Genomic DNA, 23,352 nt, shown 5'->3' with positions numbered 1-23,352 from the left:
CTTAGTAGGAATGACAATTATGTCAACATTCCTCCATCAACATTTAATGTTTGTCCTGTTACATAGGCACTTAAATCGCTTGCTAAAAATACACATGCATTTGCTACATCTTCTGGAGTTCCGCCACGTTTTAATGGGATTCCAGCGCGCCAGCCTTTTACTACTTCTTCGTCTAATTTGGCAGTCATTTCAGTTTCTATAAAACCTGGAGCAATCACGTTACTTCTAATATTTCTCGAGCCTAACTCCAAAGCTACTGATTTAGAAAAACCAATAATACCAGCTTTTGAAGCCGCATAATTGGTTTGTCCCGCGTTACCTTTAACACCAACTACAGAACTCATATTGATAATTGAACCTTTACGCTGTTTAAGCATAGTTCTTTGAACAGCTTTTGTCATGTTGAAGACTGACTTCAGGTTTACTTCAATAACTGTATCGAAATCTTCTTCAGAAATACGCATTAACAAATTATCTTTTGTAATACCTGCATTGTTGACTAATACATCAATACTTCCAAATTCTGCAACTACATCTGATGCTAATTTTTGAGCTTCTTCAAAACTTGCTGCGTTACTTTTGTATCCTTTAGCTTTTACACCTAAAGCATTTAATTCTTTTTCTAAAGCATTTGCTGCATCAACCGATGAGCTATAAGTAAACGCTACTTTTGCACCTTGTTCTGCAAAAACTTGCGCTATTCCTTTTCCTATACCACGGCTAGCTCCAGTAACTATCGCTGTTTTTCCTTCTAATAATTTCATTTATAATAAGTTAGTTTGTTTTTATTCTTGCTATATTCAAATATAACAAATAGAACTGTTTTCATATAAAAAAACCTCACAAGTTTTGCAAGGTTTTTAATTTATAAATACAGTCTGTTTCTTTTAAATAAAATTGGCTAATTTTTTTAAGATCAAAATTTTATTCTTAAACTCAACTAATTAATTCTTTCATATAGATATATTCTTTCGAAATCTTCGTCATCATTCTTAAATGTAAAATCTATTTTATCTGCTAACTCACCATTATCAGTCCCATTACTGTAATAATAACTTATATCAAAATCATTAGAATAACTAATATTATTAATATTGCCGCTAATAGTTAATATTAATTTAACTTCATCATCATCCCATTTCCATTTACCAGAAAATGTTTCAGGATTACATGAATCTAATGCTTCAGTCCAAAAATATACTGTACCAATGTATCCCCCTGTACGATTAAAATTAGTGTCTTTAGGGTTTTCATCTTCATCTAATCTAAATTCAGAAACTGTAGTTTTATCACATGAAGTTATTTCTTGCTTACCATCAAATGTTATTGAAATTAATTTCCATTTACCTTCTAATTGGACAATTAAATCATCATCATGTTCAATTTCTATAAGTGAGCATTTTATTGAAAATACGGATAAAATCAATAAAAGCATAATAAATCTAGGTTTCATAACTATTAAATTTAAAATCAAAAATATCTTAATTTTAATATGTCTACAATCCCTAGTAAAGGGTATTTCTAATCTCTTATTAAGATAATTAAAGTAAACTTATGTGTATTTATTATTTTTATTAACTTTTAAAAACGCAAAAATTCTTTAACTAGACTAGCTAAAGAATTTTATATGTTTTTTAAAGCAATTATATTACCCTAAAACTTCAGCTATCTTTTTTCCAATTTCTGCAGGAGAATCTACAACGTGGATGCCGCATTCTCTCATGATTGCTTTTTTTGCTTGAGCAGTATCATCGCTACCACCAACAATTGCACCAGCATGCCCCATAGTACGACCTGCAGGAGCAGTTTCTCCAGCAATAAATCCAACTACGGGTTTTTTACTACCACTTGATTTGTACCAATGCGCAGCATCTGCTTCTAGTTGACCACCAATTTCTCCAATCATAACTACTGCTTCGGTTTCTGGATCATTGATTAATAATTCCACAGCTTCTTTAGTAGTTGTTCCAATTATTGGATCTCCTCCAATTCCTATTGCAGTTGTGATACCTAAACCTTGTTTTACAACTTGGTCTGCTGCTTCATAGGTTAATGTTCCAGATTTTGAAACAATCCCTACCTTTCCCTGTTTAAAAACAAATCCTGGCATGATACCAACTTTTGCTTCGCCTGGGGTAATAACTCCTGGACAGTTAGGGCCAATTAAACGACACTCTTTTCCTTTTATATAAGTTGCTGCAGTAATCATATCTGCAACAGGAATACCTTCCGTAATGGTAATAATCACTTTAATACCAGCGTCAGCAGCCTCCATAATAGCATCTGCAGCAAAAGCTGGTGGTACAAAAATAATAGTAGTATCTGCTCCAACTTTTTCTACTGCTTCTTCAACTGTATTGAAAACAGGTTTACCTAAATGTGTTTGACCTCCTTTTCCTGGCGTTACACCACCAACAACATTAGTACCATATTCAATCATTTGTTCAGCGTGAAATGTGCCTTCACTACCAGTAAAACCTTGTACTATTATATTTGAATTTTTATTTACTAAAACACTCATAAGTGATTATTTTTCGATTATTAATTTGAACTAAACAAATGTAATTTATTTTGAATAAATATTTAGCTACTTACTATTTTGTTTTTTTAAAGTTTCTAGTATTTCTGGAATTTTTTTGATAGCTGCAATTTCTTTATATTTAGAACGAAAATCATCTGCTGGAATTCCAAAATAACTTTTACCACCTTCAAGAGATTTACTCACTCCTGCTTTTGCAGAAATAACTGCTTTAGCTCCAATTGTAATGCCGCTAGTAATCCCTACTTGTCCCCAAATGGTTACCTCATTCTCAATAACTACACAACCAGCAATACCTACTTGAGATGCAATTAAACATTTTTTACCAATTATGGTATCGTGACCTATTTGGACTAAATTATCAATTTTGGTACCTGCCTTGATAGTTGTATCTCCAGTAACTCCTTTATCAATAGTACAAGATGCACCTATATCTACATTATCTTCAATTACAACACGTCCGCAAGATAATAATCTATCAAAACCTTCTGGTCGGTTTTTATAATAGAAAGCATTTGCTCCTAAAACTGTACCCGCATGAATGGTAACATTATCCCCTAAAACTGCATCATCATATATACTTACATTAGAATGAATGACACAATTTTTTCCAATTACAACATTGTTCCCAATGAATGTATTTGGTTGGACTATTGTACCTTTTCCAATTTTAGCAGAATCAGAAATTGACGCGCTTGAAGCACGAAAAGGTTTAAAATAATTTGAAAGCTTATTAAAATCTCTAAACGGATCATCACTAATTAAAAGCGCTTTTCCATCAGGACATTCTACTTTTTTATTAATTAAAACAATAGTTGCTGCAGATTGTAAAGCTTTATCGTAATACTTTGGATGATCTACAAAAACAATATCTCCTGGTTCTACAACATGAATTTCATTCATACCTAAAACAGGAAAATTGTCATTACCAACAGATTCACAATTAATTAACTGTGCTATGTTTTTTAGGGTTTGTGGTTTTGGAAACTTCAAAAGCTATTCTTTAACACGTTCTTTATAAGTACCTTTTGCTGTTTCAATTTTAATTTTATCACCTTCATTAATAAATAAAGGAACATTCACCTCTGCACCAGTTTCTACAGTTGCAGGCTTGGTGGCATTTGTTGCTGTATTGCCTTTAACTCCGGGTTCAGTATGCGTGACTTCTAAAATAACACTAGCAGGTAAATCAACAGATAATGGCATATTATCTTCAGTATTTATAATTACTGTAACCACCTCTCCTTCTTTCATCAAACCTGGGTTATCCAAAGCTGCTTCAAGTAAACGAATTTGAGTATAATCTGCTTCATTCATAAAATGATAAAACTCTCCATCATTATATAAATATTGAAATTTATGAGTTTCAACACGAACATCTTCTAATTTATGTCCCGCAGAAAAGGTATTATCAATCACTTTTCCATTAGTTACACTTTTTAATTTTGTTCTTACAAAAGCCGGACCTTTTCCTGGCTTGACATGTAAAAACTCAATAACTTTATAAATATCGTTGTTATACTTTATACATAATCCGTTTCTAATATCACTCGTCGTTGCCATACTTTATTGTTAAGTTGTTTATTCGTTTGTCGTTGAGTTGTCAACGCTTACTCTAAAAATATTTGAGATGTTTTAATTTGATTTGAAATACCCTTTCATAATACCTCTATGTGAATTCTTAATAAATTGAAGAATTTCATCACGTTCTGGGGTAGCTTGCATTTCAGCTTCAATAATATCAGATGCTTGAGAATTGTTGTAAGCCTTTTGATATAAAATTCTATAGATATCTTGAATTTCTCTAATTTTTTCAGTAGAAAAACCTCTTCGTCTTAATCCTACAGAATTAATCCCAACATAAGATAGTGGTTCTCGTGCAGCTTTCACAAACGGTGGTACATCTTTTCTAACTAAAGAACCTCCGGTAACAAACGCATGATTTCCGACTGATACAAATTGATGAACAGCTGTCATACCGGCTAAAACCACATAATCACCAACTGTGATATGTCCAGCAAGCGTGCTATTATTTGAAAAAATACAGTTATTACCAACTATGCAATCATGCGCAACATGGCAATATGCCATTATTAAACAATTATCACCAATAACAGTTTTCATTCTATCAGTTGTTCCACGATTGATGGTAACACACTCTCTAATGGTAACATTATTACCAATTTCAACAGTAGTGTCTTCATCATTATATTTTAAATCTTGAGGAACTGCTGATATTACCGAACCTGGGAAAATATTACAGTTCTTGCCTATTCTAGCACCTTCCATAATAGTTACATTACTCCCAATCCAAGTACCTTCTCCAATAGTAACATTATTATTTATAGTTGTAAAAGGTTCAATTACGACATTCTTTGCAATTTTTGCACCAGGGTGAACATATGCTAAAGGTTGATTCATTTTCTAGATTTTATTTATTTTACTTTGGAAATTTGAGCCATTAATTCTGCCTCGGCACATAATTTCCCATTAGCATAAGCGTATCCTTGCATATGACATATCCCTCTTCTGATAGGTGTTATCAAAGAACATTTAAAAATTAAAGTATCTCCTGGACTTACTTTTCGTTTGAATTTCACTTTATCCATTTTCATGAAAAATGTCAAATAATTTTCAGGATCTGGCACGGTACTCAATACTAAAATCCCTCCTGTTTGAGCCATAGCTTCAACAATAAGAACACCAGGCATAACTGGAGCTCCTGGGAAATGACCTCTGAAATACTCTTCATTCATTGTCACATTCTTCATACCCACAACATGACTATCAGACAATTCAAAAACTTTATCTAACAATAAAAACGGCTGCCTGTGTGGTAACATGTCCATAATTTGAGTGACATCCATTAATGGGTCTTGACTCAAATCAATATTTGGAACATTATTACGTCTTTCGTTTTTTATAATTTTAGATAGTTTTTTTGCAAATTGTGTGTTCACAAAATGTCCAGGTTTATTTGCAATTACCTTACCTCTAATTCTAGTACCAACCAAAGCTAAATCTCCAATTACATCAAGCAACTTGTGACGTGCAGCTTCATTTGGGTGGTGCAACGTAAGGTTATCTAAAATACCATTAGGCTTTACTGCAATATGCTCTTTTTTAAAAGCTACTCTCAACTTCTCCATAGTCTCAGGAGAAAGTGGTTTATCAACATAAACAATAGCATTATTTAAATCTCCTCCTTTTATCAAACCATGTTCTAATAACATTTCAATTTCATGCAAAAAGCTAAAAGTTCTAGAATTAGCAATTTCATCTTTAAAATCTGAAATTTGGTTTAATGTAGCATTTTGTGTACCTAAAACCTTAGTGCCAAAATCTACCATAGTAGTTACTTGGTACTCTTTAGCAGGCATTACTAAAATTTCACTTCCACTTTCTTCATCTGTATACGAAATGACATCAGAAATAACAAATTCTTCTCTAAAAGCATCTAATTCTATAATACCTGCCTTTTCTATAGCTTCAATAAAAAACTTAGAAGATCCATCCATAATTGGAGGTTCAGAGGCGTTTAACTCAATAATCGCATTATCAATATCTAAACCTACCAAAGCTGCCAAAACATGCTCAGAAGTTTGAATAATAACACCATTTTTTTCTAAACAAGTGCCACGTTGGGTATTAGTTACATAATTAGCATCAGCTTCAATAACTGGCTCTCCTTCTAAATCTACTCGCTTAAATGCTAAGCCAGAATTAGCAGTTGTAGGTTTAAAAGTTAATGTTACATTTTTACCAGTATGCAAACCCACTCCTGTAAGTGACACCTCGCTTTTTATTGTTTTTTGTTTAATTTCTGTATTAACTATTGCCATAGCTTTTTTCTATATCGTTAAATTTTTTGACTAGTTTAGGTAAGTTTTTAAAATGTACGTAGGATTTGTTATAATCAGCATATCCTAGTGCAGGCGAACCTTGAAGTACTTCATTATCTTTCACATTTCTGCCAATACCTGATTGCGCTTGAATGCGTACATTATTTCCAATAGTAATATGTCCAACAATACCAACCTGACCACCAATTTGACAGTTCTCTCCAATTTTAGTAGATCCAGCAATTCCAGTTTGAGCTGCAATTACTGTGTTTTTTCCAATTTCTACGTTGTGTGCTATTTGAATTTGATTATCTAATTTTACACCACTCCTTATTACTGTTGATCCTAGGGTTGCTCTATCAATAGTTGTTGCTGCACCTATATCCACAAAATCTTCTAAAATAACATTTCCTGTTTGAGGTACTTTATTATACTCTCCCTTTTCATTTGGTGTAAAACCAAATCCGTCTGCTCCTATTATTGCTCCAGAATTAATAACACAATTATTTCCAATTACACATTCTGAATAAATTTTAGAGCCTGCAAAAACAAGGGTGTTATCTCCTATTTTGACATTATCTCCTATATATGCATTTGGAAATATTTTTACATTGTCTCCGATTATAACATTTTCACCTATGTAAGAAAACGCTCCAATATATATGTTTTCACCATAAGTTGATGATTCAGCAATAAAAGAAGGTTGTTCAATTCCAAATTTATTAAGCTTAACTTGATTATAATATTCTAAAAGTTTTGAGAAAGATTTATAAGCATCATCAACTTTAATTAAAGTTGTAGTCACTTCCTCTTCAGGCTCAAAAGTTTTATTTACTATAGCTATAGATGCTTTTGTAGAGTATATATAAGGTGTGTATTTGGGATTGGCAAGAAATGTTAGTGAACCTTCTACACCTTCTTCTATTTTAGAAAGTTTAGAAACTTGTATATCTGCATCACCAACAATATCACCTTCTAGAATATCTGCTATTTGTTGTGCTGTGAACTTCACACGAGTTGAGTTAGTTTGTTTTTTGATTAATTTGATTGAGCAAAAATAGGAAAAATGTACTAAAGTTTTAACGTTCTATTTTTTTAGATATTCTAAGGTTGTAAACAATTTCAGATTCATTTTTCAATTAGATTAACAAATAAGATATAGACCTTACTACTTAGGGTAACATATATAATACTTTGTAACTCGTTTTGACAATGCTTTTAAATTAAGATGATCGGATGCTTTCACAATATCTTGTATTTTGCCTGTTTTGTATAAAATATTGATATTTTGATGACTTACTTCGTATGCTTGATTATGAATGCTGCCAGTAAACACAAAGTATGATGCTTCTTGTTTACTGATGTTTTTTGAAACCATTAATGATTCAATATGTTTATTTAATTGCTTACTCTTAACAACTTTTTTCTTAATCTTTATTTTTAAAAGCTCTCTATTTATAATCATTTCGCATAAATTACTCAATACATAATCATTATGATTTTTCCATAATTTCATTGCCGAAATAATATCATAATCATCTAACTCTTGAAAAATATTTAAGGTATCTTCTGTAAAATCTTCAATTGAAATATTAGTATTTAAGAAATAGAGTAATGCTTTACTTGCATGCAATTTCACTCCTAATTTAGTTAGCTCTTTTGCTCTCATCAAAACACGCATCAACAATTGTTCTGCTACCAAACCTGTTTTATGTAAATACACTTGCCAATACATAAAACGACGTGCAATAATGAACTTCTCTACGCTATAAATGCCTTTTTCTTCAACTACTAAATTATCATCAACCACATTAAGCATAGTTATTAAGCGTTCACTATTTACATTTCCTTCAGCAACTCCTGTATAAAAACTATCACGTTTTAGATAATCAGCCCTATCAATATCTAACTGACTGGAAATAAGCTGACAAAGAAATGAACGTTCATACTCACCTTTAAAAATATTGATAGCAAGCGTTAAACTTCCGTTAAATTCTTCATTTAAACGTTCCATAAAAAGTAGTGAAATTTGCTCATGAGAAACACCATTTACAATACTATGCTCCATAGCATGTGAGAATGGACCATGACCAATATCATGCAATAAAATAGCAATATAAAGTGCTTCTTCCTCTTCTTTAGAAATCGTAACCTCCTTATAACGAAGTACATTAACCGCTTTTTGCATTAAATGCACACAACCAATAGCGTGGTGAAAACGTGTGTGATGTGCGCCAGGATAAACCAAATAAGACATCCCCATTTGAGTGATGCGTCTTAACCTTTGAAAATATTTATGTTGAATTAAATCGAAAATTAACGAATTTGGAATTGTAATAAATCCGTAAATTGGGTCGTTTAAGATTTTAAGTTTGTTCAAGCTTAAGTTTTTACATTAAATTTTTACAAATATAAATATATGATGTCCATCAAAAGACATTTAGCAACAAAATTGAATTAATTATGATACATATACTCTGGGTTGATGATGAAATTGATTTATTAAAACCACACATTTTATTTCTTGAAAAGAAAAACTACAAGGTTACAACCTGTAATAGTGGTACCGAAGCTATTGATATAATTGATGACACCAATTTTGATATTGTATTTTTAGATGAAAACATGCCAGGGCTTACTGGATTAGAAACCTTAAATGAAATAAAAGAAAAGAAAGCTAATCTTCCTGTTGTAATGATTACTAAAAGTGAAGAAGAGTATATAATGGAAGAAGCTATTGGTAATAAGATTGCTGATTACCTTATAAAACCAGTTAACCCAAATCAAATTTTACTGAGTTTAAAAAAGAATTTAGACCATTCTAGGTTAGTTTCTGAAAAAACGACTTCCAACTACCAACAGGAATTTAGAAAAATTGCGATGGATATGGCAATGGTAAATTCTTATGAAGAATGGGTTAATTTATATCAGAAGTTAATTTATTGGGAAATACAGTTAGAAGATATAGAAGATGCCGGTATGTTTGAAATATTAGAATCTCAAAAGATTGAAGCTAATATTCAATTCGGCAAATTTATTGATAAAAATTATCCTGATTGGTTTGATAATGATGCTGATGCACCAATAATGTCCCATACTCTATTTAAAGAAAAAATAGCTCCAGAATTGAGTAAAGAGCAACCAACACTACTCGTAGTTGTCGACAACTTAAGATATGACCAATGGAAAGTTTTTGAACCCATAATTAATAACTATTATAAAAAGGAACAAGAAGAAGCATTCTTTAGCATTTTACCTACAGCAACACAATATGCTAGAAATGCAATATTTTCAGGTTTGATGCCAAGTGATATGGAAAAACTATTTCCTCAGTATTGGAAAAATGATACTGACGAAGGTGGCAAAAATTTACATGAAGCAGATTTTCTTGAAACTCAAATGAAACGCTTGGGCTTAACTCATCTAAACTATGATTATCATAAAATAACGAATCTAAAAAATGGCAAGCGTTTAGTTGACAACTTCAAATCTTTAAAAGATAATGATTTAACAGTTGTGGTATATAATTTTGTGGATATGCTTTCTCATTCTAAAACAGAAATGGAAGTGGTTAAAGAGTTAGCATCAAATGACAAAGCATACAGGTCTTTAGCTTTAAGTTGGTTTAAAAACTCTCCACTTTTAGAGATGATACAACAAGCTCACAATCTTGGATTTAAACTTATTTTAACCACAGACCACGGTACTATTAACGTTAAAAATCCATCTAAAGTAATAGGTGATAGAGATACTAGTTTAAATTTACGATATAAAACTGGTAGAAGCTTAACTTATGACAAAAAGGATGTGCATTTAGCAGATGATCCAAAACGTATACATTTACCTTCTATAAACATGAGTAGTTCATTTATTTTTGCTAAAGGAGATTTGTTTTTTGCTTACCCAAATAACTACAATCATTATGTTAGTTATTACAGAAATACTTATCAACACGGTGGTGTATCTTTAGAAGAAATGATTATTCCTTTTGTAGTTTTCAATCCCAAATAAATCTTTGTAATACTAAAAACATCGATGAAATACACTTTTTATTAGCATTTCTCAAATTATATACTTATTATTGCATAAAAATAACGGTAAGATTTGGAAATTACTTATGCTCTAAATGAAGTTGATGATGTTGCAGAACAGCTTGTTAACCAAGTAAATTCTAAGATAATTTTATTGTATGGCGTTATGGGGGTTGGTAAAACAACTCTGGTACGTTGTATAACAAAAGCTTTAGGTGGAAATGAACTCGAAGTAAGCAGCCCTACATATTCTATTGTAAATGAATATGAAGTTGACAATGGTCTATTATATCATTTTGATTTATATAGATTAAATGATATTGAAGAAGCTTATAACTTTGGAGTAGAAGATTATATTTTTTCAGAGAACTGGATTATCATTGAATGGCCTGAAATCATTAAACCCATTTTAGCTGACAATTATACAGAGATTTTTTTAAAAGAAAAATCTAACGAAAAGAGAAGTATTTCGTTTGTAAATAAGATTTAAAACTTAACCAAAACCCTAGCAAAATATATGATTAAACTCGCATAACTCCACTTTTACTTAAAAACTACGGGAAAGCCACAGCAGAAAATTTAAAAATCATTGTTTTTAACATAATTTTAACATTTCAACAAAGTCTTCACCTTAGTCTTTATCTATTTTTGAGGTAGATAATTAATTAATTAAATCCCTTAAAAAATGAAAACTAAAAAGTATGTAATTGCAATAGCAATTTTCGGAGGTATGTTGTTTATGGCTAGTGCCGCTAACCAATATAACCTAGATGCAGAACAAACAGCAAAAATTGACAAGAGAAAAGTTAAAATCTCAGGAGAAGCAAACGGTAAGTACAAATAGAAGTTTTAGTAGCAAAAAAGACCTAGCTGTAGGCGCAATTTTAGCTACTATTATAGCATTAACACCGTTTATCATAAATTTATGGCAAAGTGTCCCAAGTCAAAAGACTTGGGATACTTTTTTGGTGTATTCACAAGCAACTATTATGAAGATGTACAAGTATTCACATGGACATTATCAAGTAGAATAGTGCCTTTAATACTTCTTTTTGTTTGGGTTTTTACAAATAGACATTGGTGGTATCATGTTATATTAGTTCCAATAGCGATGTATATTTATCAAATCATTGAGATTCTCAATGACGAAATTCTTTTTACAGAAACCAATCAAATTTTATATTTATTACCAGTTATGGCATTTGTAGTACCTTCTATTTATCTAATAAGAGCAAGGCTATTTAATAAGATAAACGAGGCAACAAAAAGTTTACAAGAGTTAGAAGATGAATTAAAAATTTCTCCAAAAAATTTCTGGGAAAAAATCAAACAGTATTTTTAACATTTAATCTTTTTCAAGTCTATCTCGCTCAATTAAATCAATAGTTTCTCTTTTCTCTTTTAACCTGTAATTACCGAACTTGTAATTAAAACCAAAGGTTAATAATCTATTTTCAAAATTAGAATCTATAAATAGATCTTGGTTGGCATATTTGGTTTTCTTAGTATAATTAAGTGTGTTGAAAATATCTTGTACACCAATACTAACAGAAGCTCTGTTTTTCCAAAGTGTTTTATTAATATTAAAATCTACACCCAGCCTACTACTTATATCACTTGGCCCTATAACAACAGGCCCAATGAAATCTAAAGAAACATCAGCAGTTAAACTTTTGTCTTCTAACAAACTAAAGTAATTTATAATATTGGTATACACAGACCACTTTTCATTTTTCAATAATTCATTATTGCCTTCTATAGCGAAAAAATTATTCTCATAATAAAAAAATGAAGACAAGATATAAAGATTCCAATCCTTTACAATTGCAGTATAGGTCGTAAAATCTAAACCATAAGAGACGTTATTATCTATATTAGTAAATGTGTGTTTTAAAATTCTATTATTATTATCTAGAAATGGGAATTCTAGAGTGGGATTTCTTTCATAACGGTAATAGAGTTCAAAAGTATATGTATCATTAATTGTATATCCCAAAATAAAATTATCATCTATTTCAGGCAATAAAGTAGGGTCACCAGTAACAAATGCATTATCATTTAAAAAATATTTAAATGGATTTAATTGCCGATATCTTGGTCGGTAAATACGCTTGTTATAACTAAAATAGAGGTCGTCATCATTATTTAAACTATTCAAAATATAAAAAGATGGAAATAGGCTTGTGTAATTATTAGTACTTAAGGTATTTGTTTTTACAGATTTTCCCTCAGTTTCAGTAACTTCTATTCTTAACCCCGCCTTTAAGTTCCAATTTTCCCATTTTGATTCAAAACTTAAATAACCTGCATAATTCATTTCATTATATGAAAAAGTGTCAGAATTTTCTATATCATCTGTTTTAATACCGTTCTCAAAAACAAACTGATTGAGTATATTATTTGAATTAATTTTTGAAATCTTTGATCCTGCTTCAAACAACGACTTATCATTTGTAGGTAACGTATAATCTATTTGTCCTGTGATTAATTCAATATCTTGTTCTGAAAATGTTTGAAATTTATTGTCTCTAAATGAATTATTAATATTGGGAAGAAAATACCCTGTACTTACATCTTGAAAATCTGAATAATCATAATTGGTATGGTGTAAATCTATAGATATTTTTTCTCCTTCATTTTTAAATTTGTGAATAAATCCAAGAGAAAACGCTAAATTAAATTTTTCTAATACTGAATTATTAAATGTTCTAAAAGTAGAATCTAAGACTTTATTAACTCCAAAAACTTTAGTCAAACTATTTGATGCAGTTTTTGAAACCTTTCTAGGTGCAAACAATGTATTTGCAGAAAAATTCAAATTATTAAAATCATTAAAATCATAATTGATTGTTGCTGAAATGTTTTGATTTGCAGACTTAATCGTTCTTCCTAAATCAGTTTTCCAACTAGAAATAACTGTGTTATTATTAATAAAATTTATGTCTTCAAGGTTGTTTCTATAATATTTTTGAGGATTTATATTATAATTGATGTAAGTACTTAGTTTTTTTGTTTTAAAAAAATGGCTTGTACCAAACGAATATTTTGGAAACTCAGATCCTTGTTTATAATTACCAAAAAAACTTCCATGATACCCCGAAATTATATTTTTACTAGTTTTAATATTTAGTACTGCTCCACCCTCAGCTTCATATTTTGCTGGAGGATTTGTAATTACCTCTATAGACTTAATATTGTTAGCTGGAGTTGCCTCTAACAACTGTTGCACTTCTTCTGCAGATAAATGTACTCTCCTATCATTTATATAAACTACTGGAGTAGTATTTTTTACAGAAATTGAGCCATTACTGACTATAACTCCTGGAGTATGTTTTAAAACATCTAAAATATTATTATTTGATAAGGTAGAATTTTCAACGTTAAATACCAGTCTATCAACCATACGTTTTATTGTTGGTCTCTTTACTGAAACTATAACTCCATCTAGAGTTTCGGTTTTCTCTTTTAAGATTACTGTTTGAAGAACTAAATTTTTGTTAAGTTCTACATTACTTTCAAAATTTTCGAAACCTAAAAAACTAATCTTTAATAAATATTTATTGTTTTTTAGAGCGGTAAATTCAAAAAAACCTTCTTTATTCGTTGTAGTACCATCAATAATTTCAGCAGTTTCTGGAATTTCTATAACGACATTTGCATATGCTATAGGTGTATTTTTTTCATCTACCACTCTTCCTTTCAATATATGGCTTTGAGAGAAGATTAATAAAGAATTAAAGAAAAATAAATAGACTAAATATTTAGACTGCATAAATAGTTTTTTCAAGACAAAATTAGGCTAATTAATTTAAACCCTAGTACACAAAGGCCTCATTAATTCCAAAGGTTTTTCTTACTAAAATGATTTTTTAATAAGGGAAAAGAAATAAATTTATATACAACTAATTATAAAACCCAAAAATATTTGTAATTTCAAACTTGATAAATAAACAATTATGTCTACACCTTTGTCGCCATTTACTAAGCAACAATTACTTCCTCAAGAAGAAACATTAGAAATATTTAAGCACAAAAGACAATTGTTTATTGGTATTCCAAAGGAAACATCGTATCAAGAGAACCGCATTTGTTTAACTCCTGATGCTGTTTCAGCTCTTGTAAATAATGGGCATCGTGTTTTGATTGAATCTGGAGCTGGCAAAGGCTCAAGATTTAGCGATAAGGATTATAGTGAAGCAGGAGCTGAAATATCAAAAGACACGGCAAAAGTTTTTTCTTGCCCAATGGTTTTAAAAGTTGAACCACCAAGTTTAGAGCAAATAAAGTTGCTAAACCCTCAAACTATATTAATATCAGCATTACAATTAAAAACTCAGGAAAAAAATATTTTGAAGCCTTGGCTTCTAAAAGAATTACTGCACTAGCATTCGAATTTATTAAAGATGAAGATGGTACTTACCCTGCAGTTCGTTCCTTAAGTGAAATAGCTGGAACCGCTTCTGTATTAATTGCTTCTGAACTATTATCAAATAGTAAAGATAGTTCTGGTTTAATGCTTGGTAACATTAGTGGAGTGCCTCCAATTGAAGTAGTAATATTAGGAGCTGGAACTGTTGGAGAGTATGCAGCACGAAGTGCTATTGGTTTGGGAGCTGGTATTAAAGTGTTCGATAATTCAATTACCAAATTAAGACGATTACAAACCAACTTAGGACGTCCTTTATTTACATCTACAATTCAGCCTAAAAACCTTATTAAAGCGTTAAAACGCTGTGATGTAATAATTGGTGCGGTAAGGGGTGTTAATCGCGCACCAATTGTAGTATCTGAAAGTATGGTACAACACATGAAAAGAGGTGCTGTTATTATTGATGTAAGTATAGACATGGGAGGGTGTTTTGAAACTAGTGAAGTTACATCACACAAACAACCAACGTTTGTTAAGCATGGTGTTATTCATTATTGTGTACCCAATATTCCTGCACGATATTCTAGAACAGCTTCGATTTCTATTAGTAATATTTTCACACCATACTTAATGAAAATTGCTGAAGATGGTGGGATAGAAAATTCTTTAAGATTTGATAAAGGTTTAAAAAATGGATTGTACTTTTACCACGGTATTTTAACTAGTAAATCTGTTGGCGAATGGTTCGATTTAAAATATAGTGATATTAATCTACTTGTATTTTAAAAATAGTTTTTCACTCTAGATTTCTTCTAAATTTTTTAAATGAAATTAATACAACGTATTGGTTATTACTTTGGTGGTTTTTCTATTGGATTAGTTATTCTAGCATTTTTTTTAGGTGGAAAAAAACTTCTTGTGCTTATGGGCCAGATGCAAGAGTCTTAAAGAATATAAGTTCTAAACACATAGTGTATAGTAATATGCTTTTAGAAAATATTTCTGAAAATGAAATTGACACAACAGCAATTAATTTATTATTAAAAAAGGGAGATATAAACTTCTCGAAAAGCAAAACAAGACGTGAACCCTGTTCTATTTATGCCATAGAAGGCTATTTAAATGATAAAGAAGCTTTAGTTTTAGTTGAAAACTGTGATAGTATTGCTACAATCATCAATTTAGTTTTTGAAGAATGATGAAGCGAATTTTTGACTTCACTTTTGCCGTAACTGGATTAATTCTACTATTTCCTGTTTTAATTATTATTGCAATCGTTATAAAAATTGATTCTCGTGGTTCAGTATTGTTTATTCAAAGACGTGTGGGCAAAAACAATAAAGAATTTAATATATATAAATTCCGTACAATGCGCGTCCAATCTCAAAAAAGGGGCTTTTAACTATTGGAAACAATGACTTGAGAGTTACAAAAGTTGGATATTTCTTAAGGCGTTATAAAATTGATGAGTTTCCACAACTATTAAACATAATAAAAGGTAATATGAGTTTTGTGGGACCTAGACCTGAGCTTAGATATTATGTCAACTTTTATAAAGAAGAAGATCTAATTATATTTAGAGTTAGACCAGGTATTACCGGTTTAGCTTCGTTAAAATATAGAAATGAGGTTGAATTGTTAAAAAAAGCTAAAGACCCAGAAGCTTATTTTATTAACACTATTATTCCAGATAAACTTAGATATAACAAGCTTTATTTAAAAAAACAAAACTTCTTTTTCGATTTAAAACTTATTGGAACAACAATTATTAGAGTGATTTTTAAGTAGTTATCAACAAGTTCTAGGAATAACAGTTCTTTATTCCTACTTTTCAGATTAATTAACCAATAAATCTGTACTTCATCCAAATCCTTCTCAAATGCGCTACTCTTCAGAAAATCGTATAAAGCAATTATTAGATTACTCTGGTTTATTAAGATCAGATTCCGCATCTAAATTTCAATATAATTCTTATAATTTTCCAGATGAAACTATTTTAATAACAGGTGCAGCAGGCTCAGTTGGTAGTGGATTAACCAATCATTTACTAGTTTCTAATTTTAAAACATTAATATTAATTGATAATGCAGAAACACCTCTATTTTATCTAAAACGCGAAATTGAAACTAAGAAATTAAATAATGTAGAATTTATCTTAATGGACATAAGAGATGAAGAATATATGGAATGGATTTTTGAAACCTATAATCCGACATTAATTTTTCATACAGCGGCCTATAAACAAGTTACATTGATGGAGCAAAACCCATACGAGGCTGTAAAGTTAAACATTAATGCCACAAAATGTCTCGCCAAATTATCCGTCAAATATAGTGTGAAAAAATTCATATTCATTTCAACGGACAAAGCTATTACCCCAATTAACGTTATTGGTATGACTAAATTTATAGCAGAAAATTATTTAAAAACTTTAAATAATAATAGCACTACAATATTTTTGACCACTAGATTTGGAAATATATTTGGTTCTAATGGTTCGATAGTACCACTTTTCTTAAGGCAATTAGAAAATGGACAAAATTTAACGATTAAAGATAAAAAGGCAACCTATTTTTTTATTGACAAAAGAAAAGTATGTGATTTAATTTTGAAAGTTGCAATTATGAATAATAAACATTATGATTTAATTTCTTTTAATATGGAGGAACCTATTAAAATTATGGATCTTGCAAAAGTTATTGTATCATCAGTCAATAATGGATTAAAAAGCCCAGTTGAATTAACTAAACTTTCCTCTGAAGAAAAAATTAATGAATCTCTGCTCGCTAAAAATGAAAAACTAATTCCTAGCGTTGACAAAGATATTTATTATGTAGAAAATAAAGGTGATATAATGTTAAACCTGAAAGCCCTTAAAGACATCAATACTTCAATTAAAAATGAAGATGTTAAATTAATTTTGAAGAACATATGCTATTCTTAATCTAATTTTCTTCGTTTTTTTCTCTTTTTAAAAGTGATAGTTCTCTCCCTGTTTGTCCTGCTACCGACGTATTCTCTTCAGCTCGTCTAATTAAATATGGCATAACATCTTTTACTGGACCAAAAGGCATATATTTTGCAACATTGTATCCCATATGGGCTAAGTTGAAACTAATATGATCACTCATGCCATACAATTGCCCAAACCAAACTCTTGAATCATTATTAATAATCCCTTTTTTTGCCATTAAATCCATTAAAAGATATGAACTTTTTTCATTGTGGGTACCTGCAAATATGGACATGCAGTCTAAATTATCAATCATGTAATTAAGTGCTGTGTTAAAATTTTCATCTGTTGCTGCTTTATTTGTGCAAATAGGAGATTTATACTTTTTTTCCTCAGCTCTATCATTTTCTTTTTCCATGTATGCACCTCTTACCAATTTAAATCCCAAGTAATAGCCCTTAGATTTTGCAAGCTCATGCTGCTGCTTTAAAAAATCCATTCTATCATGCCGATACATCTGTAATGTATTGTAAACAATTGGCTTATCTGTATTGTACTTTTGCATCATATCATTCACAATTTCATCGGCCGCATTTTGGTACCAACTCTCTTCTGCATCTATTAAAATCGCAACGTCATGAGCTTTTGCTTTTTTACAAACTATATCAAAACGTTCAACTACTTTGTTCCATTCAACCTTTTCAATTTCATCAAATTCTTCGCCCTTATTTTTCTTTTCAAATAATTTAAACCGTCCAAACCCTGAAGGCTTAAAAACTGCTATAGGAATAGCATCTAGAGCTTTTGCAAAGTCAATGATATTTAAAACAATCGAAAGAGCATTATCAAACTCTTCTTCACTTTCCTTTCCTTCAACAGAATAATCCAACACAGAACTAACACCTTTTCCATACATTTTATCAATTACAGGCAAACAATCTTCTTCATTAACTCCACCGCAAAAATGATCAAAAACTGATGAGCGAATCAAACCTTCAATAGGCAAATTGGCTTTTAATGCAAAATTTGTCGCAGCAGTTCCAATTTTAACAAGTGGTTCAATTGAAATCATTTTAAATAAAAAGTAAGCACGCTCCAATTCTGAATCACTTTTTAAACTAAAAGCAATTTCAGTATTGTTGAAGATATCTCTATTAACCATTTCATTATGTTTTAAACAAAGATAATTATTGCTGAATTATCATTTTTGTTAAAATCTCCTTAATTTCGCAGTCAATTTAACCGATCTCAATTTATGGATTCCATAACTGCAAATAACGGAATAATTCATTTTAACGAATTATGTTACCCTTATCTAAATAGGCATATTAAAGAAAATAATTTTTCTAAAATTTTTATTTTAGTAGATGCAAACACACATAAATATTGCTTACCTCGACTTTTGGCTAATTTAGAAAGTAATCTGGTCATTGAAATTATTGAGATTGAAGCAGGAGAAATCTACAAAACAATTGACACTTGTGTAGGTGTTTGGAATACAATGTCTGAATTAGATGGAGATAGAAAAAGTTTGTTGATTAGCATTGGTGGTGGTGTTGTAACAGATTTAGGTGGTTTTGTAGCTTCTACTTTTAAACGAGGTATTGCTTACATAAATATCCCAACCTCATTGTTGGCAATGGTAGACGCTTCTGTTGGCGGAAAAACCGGAGTAGATTTGGGCACATTAAAAAACCAAATTGGTGTAATTAGTACTCCTGATATCGTATTAATAGATACACAATATTTAGATACGCTTCCTAAAGAACAAATGCGCTCTGGACTGGCTGAAATGCTGAAGCATGGTTTAATTACTGGGGAATCTTACTGGAATAAATTTGAAAATTTATCAGAATTAACATTAAGTGATTTAGATGATTTAATTTATGAATCAGTACTAATAAAAAAAGCTGTTGTTGATGAAGACCCTTTTGAAAGTGGTTTAAGAAAAACACTCAATTATGGTCATACTCTAGGACATGCCATTGAATCTTACTTTTTAAGTAGCACAAACAAAACTGACTTATTACATGGTGAAGCCATTGCAATTGGTATGATTTTGGCGAACTATATATCTACTAAATTATTAGGCTTTCCGGAAGAGAAAACAAATCACATCAAAAAATTATTTACCAAGTACTACGGTAAAGTTACATTTGAAAAAAGTGATTATAAACCAATAATAGAATTATTGAAATACGACAAAAAGAATTCTCACGGTAATATTAATTTTGTTTTACTTGAAGATATTGGAATTACAAAAATAGATTGCTTAGTTGAAGAAAAATTAATTCTAGAAGCTTTTGAATATTATGAGCAAACGTAAATTAGAATGATTATGTAATATTTTACTAATTTCATAAGCTAACTTTTATAGCTAAAACTTAAGCTCTTTTTCTTCTAAAAAACCTTTCTTTTCTGGAGCACCATAGTAACCATATTTAGCACCATAACCAAAATTTGATTGGTTAACATCGTTTACTACAAGCATCATACCATTCAACTTATCCTCATGATATAACTCCTTAGCAAAATTAAGCACTTTCTTCTCAGTATAATCTGCTCTAGTAACATATATAGTATACCCAGCATACTGACTAAATAATAATGTATCAGTAACTAACATTGATGGTGCAGTATCTACTATTACGTAGTCATACTCTTTTGATACTTTATCAAATAAATCTTTCAATCTATCACTCATCAATAATTCAGCTGGATTTGGTGGAACTTTACCAGAAATTAATAGATCTAAGTTTATATTATTTACCTCATGAGATTTTATAACTTGATTCAAAGAAATTGAATTATCTGACAAATATTCTGTCAAACCTATTTTGGCTATTTCTTCTTTTTGTGCATCTAAAATAGTATGTGTTTGAGGGTTCCTTACATCAGCACCAATTAAGAGTACTTTTTTACCAGTATTCCCAAAAGTAAGCGCCATATTTAAACTAACAAAAGACTTCCCTTCTCCGTTAATCGTTGAAGTTGTGAAAATCACATTACCATTGGGTTTATTAACCTCTCGCCTTCTTACATAATCCAAATTTGTCCTTACTATCCTAAAGGATTCTGATAATATAGATCTATCGTTACGTTCAACCAGTTTTCTATCACTTCCAGAAATCCGTGGAATTTCTCCAAGAACAGTAATGTTCTTAATTATCTTTTCTAAATCTTCCTTATTATGAATTTTATTATCCATAAAGTCTTTGACATAAAAGAAACCAAATGGAATTAATAAACCTGCTATAATTGACGCAAAATAAACTAAGGGTATTTTGGGTGCTACAGCAATATAACTAGAATGAGCTTTATCTATAATTTTTGCATTGGGTTGTGTAGATATTGTTGAAATAGTTGCTTCCTCACGTTTTTGCAAAAGATATAGATACAATGATTCTTTAATGCCTTGTTCTCTTTGAATATCTCTAGATTGTCTAACCTGACCAGGAACAGCATAAATTTTTGAACTGATTTTTGCAGATTGATTTTCAAGACTACTAATTTTAAGACCAATTGTTTTAGCCGAACTATTTATACTTTGACGTAAACTTCCTTTTACATTTTTAATTTGTTGATTTAAATTAACAATAATCGGGTTCTTTTCATTTGAACTTTTAAGTAACCTATCTCTTTCATCCAACAATTCATTGTACTTTAAAGCCAATGAGTTAATACCACCATCTGTTAAACCAACATTAGAAGGTATTCTATCAAAAGAATCATCACTAACTTGATTTTTCATAAAATTAATCATGTTAGACTGAGTCCTACTTTCAGCAAGCTCTTGTTCTGTTTGAGCGTTAGTTGTCAAGTATATATCTGCTTCTGAAGTTATATCCGTTAATTTATTACCTTTTTTAAATATTTCAATTTGACTATCTACCTCAGCCAGTTCAGAATTGATAAAATCAATTCTTTTATTAATAAATTCTGTCGCATAGGTTGATTTTAAATTTTTCTCATCTAAAGAAGTTTGTATATATTCATCTACCAACGTATTTATTATAGTTTTAGCTCTATTTGCTGAAGCATCATCTAATGATAAGTTGATTACTTTAGAAAATTCATCTGCGGGTGTTATAACAATTGAGCTCTTGTAACTTTCAGCAACAAGGTCTACAGGAATTATTTTAACATAAATAATTTGATCTATTAGGCTTAACAGATTTTTTGTGTTAGGTGTAATTACCATATCTCCAAAGGAAGTAGATATATTCTCTCCAAAAGATTTATCAATACCCTCTTCGTCTTCACCAAATAAGTATTTAAATGTGGTGTCAGAAGTTATACGTATACTAAAAAGAAAGTTAACTTTATTAATTAACGAATCAGACGATATGAAATTTAATTTTATTGGAGATTTTTCATTAGGAAAAAACTGGGTGTCATGAAATCTTCCTTTAGCAAAATGTTGAATATTAAGATTTAATTTTTCAACAACACCCGTCATTAATGTTCTTGATTGTAAAATTTCAATTTCGTCTTCAATTTGCGTTTCACCTGTACCAGATATTTGTCCTAAATCTTTGAGAATAGTTTCTGCTGGATTTGATATTTCATCATTTTGCATCAACATAATTTTTGAATACGCATTATATACAGGAGTTGCGTATCTCAAATGAAAAAAAGCTAATGTAAGGGTTAGAATACAACTTAACACAAACCATTTCCATTGTTTTGTGTAGGTGCGAATCATTTTTTTATATCAAAATCCTCACTTGAATTAGTAGTAGCTTCGCTTTTTTTTAGTTTTGGTATTGCCGCCATAAAATATTTGCTTAATTCCTTGTTAATATAATTACAGCTGAGGTAATAAGAACAGAAGCTATCGAAATCGCAGCATTAATCCTACCGTCAAAAAATGATTCACTTACCCCAGATTTATTAGGTTCAACATATACGATATCATTTTGAGTTAAGTAATATACTGGTGAATTAAAGATTTCTTTATTAGTCAAATCAATTCTTGTGAACGTTTTATTTCCATTAAAATCTCTAACGACCATAACATTAGTTCTTTTGGCTTTAGGTTTTAAATCACCTGCTAATGCTAATGCCTGCAGTAAGGTTACACGCTCTCCTGAAACTTCATATATTCCAGGGTTTCGTACTTCTCCATGAACAGATACTCGAAAATTTAAGATTCTAATGTTGACAATAGGATCTTTTAAATAGTCAGCAAGCTTTTCTTTAAAAAGATTTTTTGATTCTTCAACTGTAAGGCCTAGAATTTTAACTTTACCTAAAACAGGGTAATCTATATTACCTTCTATATCAACCAAATAGTCTATATACTCCAAACCACCATTTTGGGACTGACCTTTTAGTAAGTTAAATGGTCTTACTGCATCCAAGTCAAAAGTAGAAACATAAATACTGACAATATCATTTACTTTAAATCTTGGTGTGAATGTATCAGTATTTACTATCGTTTCAAAATCTTTAGCATTTTGAAAGTAAACTACGTTTTTCTAGATCCACATGAAGAAAATAGGAACGAAAAAACTATAAGATATAGTACTGCGAATCTTTTCTTAATAAAAAATGTATTCATTTAATAATGTATTTGGGGCTGTAATGTAAGCCAAGAATTACTGTTATAGTAACTA

22 protein-coding genes and 1 pseudogene are annotated in these 23,352 nt (G+C 30.3%); 10 read left to right on the top strand and 13 right to left on the bottom strand.

Annotated features, from left to right (window positions below):
- Window positions 1-17 precede the first annotated feature (17 nt).
- From fabG to AC0L5U_RS03515, 9 genes are all read right to left on the bottom strand, one after another.
- Window positions 18-764: a 3-oxoacyl-[acyl-carrier-protein] reductase gene (gene fabG, locus AC0L5U_RS03555; protein WP_473414691.1), complete on the bottom strand. Its 747-nt coding sequence runs from the start codon at window positions 762-764 to the stop codon at window positions 18-20.
- A gap of 176 nt (window positions 765-940) precedes the next feature.
- Window positions 941-1,453 (bottom strand): hypothetical protein, encoded by a 513-nt coding sequence (locus tag AC0L5U_RS03550; protein ID WP_473414690.1) that lies wholly within the window; start codon window positions 1,451-1,453, stop codon window positions 941-943.
- 195 nt (window positions 1,454-1,648) lie between these two features.
- The gene (gene sucD / locus AC0L5U_RS03545) at window positions 1,649-2,521 is read right to left on the bottom strand and encodes a succinate--CoA ligase subunit alpha (RefSeq protein WP_473414689.1); all 873 of its coding nucleotides are present in this window, start codon (window positions 2,519-2,521) and stop codon (window positions 1,649-1,651) included.
- A 66-nt stretch (window positions 2,522-2,587) separates the two neighbouring features.
- The gene (locus AC0L5U_RS03540; RefSeq protein WP_473414688.1) at window positions 2,588-3,532 is read right to left on the bottom strand and encodes a UDP-3-O-(3-hydroxymyristoyl)glucosamine N-acyltransferase; all 945 of its coding nucleotides are present in this window, start codon (window positions 3,530-3,532) and stop codon (window positions 2,588-2,590) included.
- Between the two features lie 3 nt (window positions 3,533-3,535).
- On the bottom strand, window positions 3,536-4,102 hold the full coding sequence (gene efp / locus AC0L5U_RS03535; RefSeq protein WP_473414687.1) for an elongation factor P: 567 nt from the start codon (window positions 4,100-4,102) through the stop codon (window positions 3,536-3,538).
- A 72-nt stretch (window positions 4,103-4,174) separates the two neighbouring features.
- Entirely contained in the window at window positions 4,175-4,960 is a 786-nt protein-coding gene (lpxA, locus tag AC0L5U_RS03530; RefSeq protein WP_473414686.1) for an acyl-ACP--UDP-N-acetylglucosamine O-acyltransferase, read from the bottom strand.
- A 14-nt stretch (window positions 4,961-4,974) separates the two neighbouring features.
- Window positions 4,975-6,381, bottom strand: a complete 1,407-nt coding sequence (locus tag AC0L5U_RS03525) for a bifunctional UDP-3-O-[3-hydroxymyristoyl] N-acetylglucosamine deacetylase/3-hydroxyacyl-ACP dehydratase (RefSeq protein WP_473414685.1) — start codon at window positions 6,379-6,381, stop codon at window positions 4,975-4,977.
- A complete protein-coding gene (lpxD, locus tag AC0L5U_RS03520) occupies window positions 6,368-7,393 on the bottom strand; it encodes a UDP-3-O-(3-hydroxymyristoyl)glucosamine N-acyltransferase (protein ID WP_473414684.1) in 1,026 nt (341 codons plus the stop codon). The genes AC0L5U_RS03525 and lpxD overlap by 14 nt, the downstream gene beginning before the upstream one ends.
- A 156-nt stretch (window positions 7,394-7,549) precedes the next feature.
- Window positions 7,550-8,761: an HD domain-containing protein gene (locus tag AC0L5U_RS03515; protein WP_473414683.1), complete on the bottom strand. Its 1,212-nt coding sequence runs from the start codon at window positions 8,759-8,761 to the stop codon at window positions 7,550-7,552.
- Between the two features lie 83 nt (window positions 8,762-8,844).
- Between AC0L5U_RS03515 and porX the strand changes: the two genes are divergently transcribed.
- The 4 genes from porX to AC0L5U_RS03495 all read left to right on the top strand — a co-directional run bounded on the left by porX (window position 8,845) and on the right by AC0L5U_RS03495 (window position 11,754).
- Entirely contained in the window at window positions 8,845-10,392 is a 1,548-nt protein-coding gene (porX, locus tag AC0L5U_RS03510) for a T9SS response regulator signal transducer PorX (protein WP_473414682.1), read from the top strand.
- Window positions 10,393-10,485: 93 nt separating this feature from the next.
- On the top strand, window positions 10,486-10,902 hold the full coding sequence (gene tsaE / locus AC0L5U_RS03505) for a tRNA (adenosine(37)-N6)-threonylcarbamoyltransferase complex ATPase subunit type 1 TsaE (RefSeq protein WP_473414681.1): 417 nt from the start codon (window positions 10,486-10,488) through the stop codon (window positions 10,900-10,902).
- Between the two features lie 195 nt (window positions 10,903-11,097).
- Window positions 11,098-11,256, top strand: a complete 159-nt coding sequence (locus tag AC0L5U_RS03500; protein WP_473414680.1) for a hypothetical protein — start codon at window positions 11,098-11,100, stop codon at window positions 11,254-11,256.
- Between the two features lie 81 nt (window positions 11,257-11,337).
- Window positions 11,338-11,754, top strand: a complete 417-nt coding sequence (locus tag AC0L5U_RS03495; protein WP_473414679.1) for a hypothetical protein — start codon at window positions 11,338-11,340, stop codon at window positions 11,752-11,754.
- A gap of 3 nt (window positions 11,755-11,757) precedes the next feature.
- Here the strand turns inward: AC0L5U_RS03495 and AC0L5U_RS03490 are convergent, their stop codons facing one another.
- The gene (locus AC0L5U_RS03490) at window positions 11,758-14,115 is read right to left on the bottom strand and encodes an outer membrane beta-barrel protein (protein WP_473414678.1); all 2,358 of its coding nucleotides are present in this window, start codon (window positions 14,113-14,115) and stop codon (window positions 11,758-11,760) included.
- A gap of 253 nt (window positions 14,116-14,368) precedes the next feature.
- Here AC0L5U_RS03490 and AC0L5U_RS03485 point away from each other — a divergent pair.
- From AC0L5U_RS03485 to AC0L5U_RS03465, 5 genes and pseudogenes are all read left to right on the top strand, one after another.
- Window positions 14,369-15,567 (top strand): annotated as a pseudogene (locus AC0L5U_RS03485) (alanine dehydrogenase).
- Window positions 15,568-15,764: 197 nt separating this feature from the next.
- Complete coding sequence (locus tag AC0L5U_RS03480; protein ID WP_473414677.1) at window positions 15,765-15,980, top strand: hypothetical protein; 216 nt, start codon at window positions 15,765-15,767, stop codon at window positions 15,978-15,980.
- On the top strand, window positions 15,977-16,183 hold the full coding sequence (locus AC0L5U_RS03475; RefSeq protein ID WP_473414676.1) for a sugar transferase: 207 nt from the start codon (window positions 15,977-15,979) through the stop codon (window positions 16,181-16,183). Before AC0L5U_RS03480 ends, AC0L5U_RS03475 begins: the two co-directional genes overlap by 4 nt.
- Window positions 16,184-16,200: 17 nt before the next feature.
- The gene (locus AC0L5U_RS03470) at window positions 16,201-16,569 is read left to right on the top strand and encodes a sugar transferase (RefSeq protein WP_473414675.1); all 369 of its coding nucleotides are present in this window, start codon (window positions 16,201-16,203) and stop codon (window positions 16,567-16,569) included.
- Window positions 16,570-16,660: 91 nt separating this feature from the next.
- Window positions 16,661-17,725 (top strand): polysaccharide biosynthesis protein, encoded by a 1,065-nt coding sequence (locus tag AC0L5U_RS03465; protein WP_473414674.1) that lies wholly within the window; start codon window positions 16,661-16,663, stop codon window positions 17,723-17,725.
- A 1-nt stretch (window position 17,726) separates the two neighbouring features.
- On the opposite strand, the gene AC0L5U_RS03460 is transcribed toward AC0L5U_RS03465, so the two are convergent.
- Complete coding sequence (locus tag AC0L5U_RS03460; protein WP_473414673.1) at window positions 17,727-18,896, bottom strand: proline dehydrogenase family protein; 1,170 nt, start codon at window positions 18,894-18,896, stop codon at window positions 17,727-17,729.
- 93 nt (window positions 18,897-18,989) lie between these two features.
- Between AC0L5U_RS03460 and aroB the strand changes: the two genes are divergently transcribed.
- Complete coding sequence (gene aroB, locus AC0L5U_RS03455) at window positions 18,990-20,060, top strand: 3-dehydroquinate synthase (RefSeq protein WP_473414672.1); 1,071 nt, start codon at window positions 18,990-18,992, stop codon at window positions 20,058-20,060.
- A 51-nt stretch (window positions 20,061-20,111) separates the two neighbouring features.
- Here aroB and AC0L5U_RS03450 read toward each other — a convergent pair whose 3' ends face one another.
- Window positions 20,112-22,439, bottom strand: a complete 2,328-nt coding sequence (locus AC0L5U_RS03450) for a GumC family protein (protein ID WP_473414671.1) — start codon at window positions 22,437-22,439, stop codon at window positions 20,112-20,114.
- An 82-nt stretch (window positions 22,440-22,521) separates the two neighbouring features.
- The gene (locus AC0L5U_RS03445; protein ID WP_473414670.1) at window positions 22,522-23,097 is read right to left on the bottom strand and encodes a polysaccharide biosynthesis/export family protein; all 576 of its coding nucleotides are present in this window, start codon (window positions 23,095-23,097) and stop codon (window positions 22,522-22,524) included.
- Window positions 23,098-23,352: the final 255 nt, after the last annotated feature.

The sequence above is a fragment of the Jejuia sp. G7-7 genome (assembly GCF_055808955.1).
The sequence above is the reverse complement of the archived record's forward strand: the minus strand, read 5'-3'. Positions and strand labels throughout refer to the sequence as shown.